The 4314-nt window shown below is 37.7% G+C and carries 5 protein-coding genes; all 5 read left to right on the plus strand.

Features of this window, described 5'->3' with window-relative positions; all coding sequences use genetic code 11:
• Positions 1 to 19: 19 nt before the first annotated feature.
• The 5 genes from HT723_RS11385 (at position 20) to HT723_RS01340 (ending at position 4026) form a co-directional block, all read left to right on the plus strand.
• On the plus strand, positions 20 to 382 hold the full coding sequence (locus tag HT723_RS11385; RefSeq protein ID WP_000895069.1) for a protein-export chaperone SecB: 363 nt from the start codon (positions 20 to 22) through the stop codon (positions 380 to 382).
• A 398-nt stretch (positions 383 to 780) separates the two neighbouring features.
• Complete coding sequence (locus tag HT723_RS11870; RefSeq protein WP_000643408.1) at positions 781 to 1026, plus strand: hypothetical protein; 246 nt, start codon at positions 781 to 783, stop codon at positions 1024 to 1026.
• A gap of 400 nt (positions 1027 to 1426) precedes the next feature.
• Positions 1427 to 2419 (plus strand): ATP-binding cassette domain-containing protein, encoded by a 993-nt coding sequence (locus tag HT723_RS01330; protein WP_138699768.1) that lies wholly within the window; start codon positions 1427 to 1429, stop codon positions 2417 to 2419.
• Position 2420: 1 nt separating this feature from the next.
• A complete protein-coding gene (locus HT723_RS01335) occupies positions 2421 to 3239 on the plus strand; it encodes an ABC-2 family transporter protein (protein WP_000594191.1) in 819 nt (272 codons plus the stop codon).
• Position 3240: 1 nt separating this feature from the next.
• Positions 3241 to 4026: an ABC transporter permease gene (locus HT723_RS01340; protein WP_000760734.1), complete on the plus strand. Its 786-nt coding sequence runs from the start codon at positions 3241 to 3243 to the stop codon at positions 4024 to 4026.
• The last annotated feature ends 288 nt before the right edge of the window (positions 4027 to 4314 follow it).

Raw genomic sequence — 4314 nt, forward strand, 5'->3', positions numbered from 1 at the left:
TTTCATTGAGTATAACACATTGTTAGAAGTTGGTTTAAATTCCCTAATCAATTTGTTCACATTTACCTTCGATATATTATATCCCATAGTTAAGGTTGGTCATACAGATGATTATAGTCATGGAGCCGTAAAACTTAGTGTTTCTTTAGTTGACAAAGATGCCATGAAAAAAATATCTGTAACTGTAATAGGATATTTTGAAATAAATATAGATGAAAATATCACCGATATTCTATACGTAAATGGTACTGCTATTCTTTATCCTTATTTACGTTCTATTGTTTCAATAGTTTCGGCAATTGATAGCAGTGAAGCAATGTTGCTACCTACCATTAATGTTTTAGAGTTACTAGATAAATCTCAACCTTTTGAAGAAGAATAATTTATTAGCTCACTAAATTGAGGGTAAGGAAAAGTAAAAGCTGTAAGAAAAATGTCTTGCATTATACAGCAACCTTTTGGGAATGAGTAGATGGATTGAATAAAATTTGATTAAGAGTGGATGATTTATCTGTAGATTATTATTGGACAGTTAGTCTTGAAGTAGTCTAAGAATTAGGTTATAATCAGTAGAAGCCTTGCTAATAATGAGGAGGTTAGTTTATGTATAGTAGACTGAATCTAAAATAGTATGAAACAATTGCTAAAACATTTATAGAAATTAATTTTACTTTTCCAATCAATTTGTTCTCATCTTATTTCAATCCGCTATATATTATGGTATCGAATCTTCATCAGAATGATAAAATTAATCAATTAATATCTGATTACAAACAGAATATGAAAGCTTTTTATATCACTATTGAAAAATTTATACGAGATGATGAAAGTCTTAAGTGTTATTTTACAAAGGTTATTTCAAGTCGTTCCAAGGTAACAAGTCTAAATCAGATTGAAGCTGATAAAACGATACAAAGAAAATATTCAAGTGAGCTAAAAAAATTTATTGGATTTTATAATGAGATTATTTGTGAGGAAAATAGTTTCCTACATGTACGAAAGAGGTGGTCGAGTTGGTTTAGGTAGTCGGTGCGTGAGTTGATAATTCTCAGGGTATGGACTTCTTTTTCATGAATGAGGTAAAAGAGCAGGTATTGTTTAGAGACAATCATTCTGAGCATATTTTCTGGATAGAGGGAGTATCCGATTTTATGATCAAAGTTAATACCGCCCTCTGGTGAGAAGATGAGTAGGTTGGTAATTTAAACTATTCAACTGAATTTTTGATTAAAAGTATTATTTTATGAGAGAAATCCTAATTTCACAATCCATAGGCAAACGCTTGCATTCTGTTTTTTATTGGACTATAATAGGTTGGTATAAAGCCTTCTGTAGTAATAAAATGTAGAAGGTGTAGAAAGTAAGGATTTAGAATATTTGTAGTTAAAAACACAATGTTGCTATTCCTTATGATAGGGAGATAGATATGGCAATGATAGAAGTGGAACATCTTCAGAAACATTTTGTGAAGATTGTTAAGGAACCGGGCTTGAAGGGGGCTTTGCGCTCCTTTATTCATCCTGAAAAGCAGACCTTTGAAGCGGTCAAGGATTTGACCTTTGAGGTTCCAAAAGGGCAGATTTTAGGATTTATCGGGGCAAATGGTGCTGGGAAGTCGACAACCATTAAAATGCTGACAGGAATTTTGAAACCAACATCTGGTTTTTGTCGGATTAACGGCAAGATTCCCCAGGACAATCGGCAAGATTATGTCAAAGATATTGGCGTAGTCTTTGGACAACGCACCCAGCTATGGTGGGATTTGGCTCTGCAAGAGACCTACACTGTCTTAAAAGAGATTTATGATGTGCCAGACTCGCTCTTTCATAAGCGTATGGACTTTTTGAATGAAGTCTTGGATTTGAAGGACTTTATCAAGGATCCCGTGCGGACTCTTTCACTGGGACAACGGATGCGGGCGGATATTGCGGCCTCCTTGCTCCACAATCCCAAGGTTCTTTTTTTAGATGAGCCGACCATTGGTTTGGACGTTTCGGTTAAGGATAATATTCGTCGGGCAATTACTCAGATCAATCAAGAGGAAGAAACTACCATTCTTTTGACCACTCACGATTTGAGTGATATTGAGCAACTTTGTGATCGGATTTTCATGATTGACAAGGGGAAAGAGATTTTTGATGGAACGGTGAGCCAACTCAAGGAGACCTTTGGTAAGATGAAGACTCTCTCTTTTGAACTGCTACCAGGTCAAAGTCATCTCGTCTCTCACTATGAAGGTCTGTCTGATATGACCATTGATAGACAAGGAAACAGCCTCAACATTGAATTTGATAGTTCTCGCTACCAGTCAGCTGACATTATCAAGCAAACCCTGTCTGATTTTGAAATCCGCGATTTGAAGATGGTGGATACGGATATTGAGGATATTATCCGTCGCTTCTACCGAAAGGAGCTCTAGGATGATCAAATTGTGGAGACGTTATAAACCCTTTATCAATGCAGGGGTTCAGGAGTTGATTACTTACCGAGTCAACTTTATTCTCTATCGGATTGGCGATGTCATGGGGGCTTTTGTGGCCTTTTATCTCTGGAAGGCTGTCTTTGATTCTTCGCAAGAGTCTTTGATTCAGGGCTTCAGTATGGCGGATATCACCCTCTACATCATCATGAGTTTTGTGACCAATCTTCTGACTAGATCCGATTCGTCCTTTATGATTGGGGAGGAGGTCAAGGATGGCTCCATTATCATGCGTTTGTTGCGACCAGTGCATTTTGCGGCCTCCTATCTTTTCACCGAGCTTGGTTCCAAGTGGTTGATTTTTATCAGCGTTGGCCTTCCATTTTTAAGTGTCATTGTTTTGATGAAAATCTTATCTGGGCAAGGGATTGTAGAAGTGCTGGGATTAACTGTCCTTTATCTCTTTAGCCTAACTTTGGCTTATCTGATTAACTTTTTCTTTAATATTTGCTTTGGATTTTCAGCCTTTGTGTTTAAAAATCTTTGGGGTTCCAATCTACTCAAGACTTCCATAGTGGCCTTTATGTCTGGAAGTTTGATTCCCTTGGCTTTCTTTCCAAAGGTTGTTGCAGATATTCTGTCCTTCCTGCCTTTTTCATCCTTGATTTATACCCCAGTCATGATTATTGTTGGGAAATACGATGCTAATCAGATGCTTCAGGCACTCGCTTTGCAGTTTTTCTGGCTCTTAGTGATGGTGGGCTTGTCTCAGTTGATTTGGAAACGAGTCCAGTCCTTTATCACCATTCAAGGAGGTTAGTATGAAAAAATATCAACGCATGCATCTGATTTTTATCAGACAATACATCAAGCAAATCATGGAATACAAGGTGGATTTTGTGGTTGGTGTCTTGGGAGTCTTTCTGACTCAAGGCCTGAATCTCTTATTTCTCAATGTCATCTTTCAACACATCCCATCCCTAGAAGGTTGGACTTTTCAAGAAATTGCCTTTATCTATGGTTTTTCCTTGATTCCTAAGGGCTTGGATCATCTCTTTTTTGACAATCTCTGGGCACTGGGGCAACGCTTGGTGCGAAAAGGAGAATTTGATAAGTATCTGACTCGTCCTATCAATCCTCTCTTTCACATCTTGGTTGAGACCTTTCAGATTGATGCCTTAGGCGAACTCTTGGTCGGTGGTATTTTATTGGGAACAACCATGACCAGCATTGCTTGGACTCTTCCAAAATTCCTGCTTTTCCTAGTCTGTATTCCTTTTGCGACCTTGATTTATACTTCTCTTAAAATCGCGACAGCCAGCATCGCTTTTTGGACCAAGCAGTCAGGGGCTATGATTTACATTTTCTATATGTTTAATGATTTTGCCAAGTATCCGATTTCGATTTACAATTCTCTTCTTCGTTGGTTGATTAGCTTTATCGTGCCTTTTGCCTTTACGGCCTACTATCCTGCTAGCTATTTTTTGCAGGACAAGGATGTACTCTTTAACATTGGAGGTTTGATTTTGATTTCCCTTGTCTTTTTTGGTATTTCCTTGAAACTATGGGACAGGGGCTTGGATTCTTATGAAAGTGCTGGATCCTAAGATGAAGAAACTCAAAGCCTTGTCTTAGGACAGGCTTTTTCTAATAGAGATGAAAATTCCTTGACATCTATTCTCAGAGTGCTATACTGTAAGTGTAATCGCCGATTTATCTCAGTTGGTAGAGCAAGGCACTCGTAAAGCCTAGGTCACAGGTGAACATATGACTGAAGATTTGAAAAAATAGATATGTATAAATAACCGTTAACCCCAATTATTCACCCCTAATCTAAAAACCCTCCAGAATCCTTGCCTTAGCTTAGATCCTGGAGGGTTTCTTTTTTCACCCAA

Origin of the sequence: Streptococcus sp. 2106 (assembly GCF_013277315.1) — a bacterium.
Lineage (GTDB): Bacteria > Bacillota > Bacilli > Lactobacillales > Streptococcaceae > Streptococcus > Streptococcus pseudopneumoniae.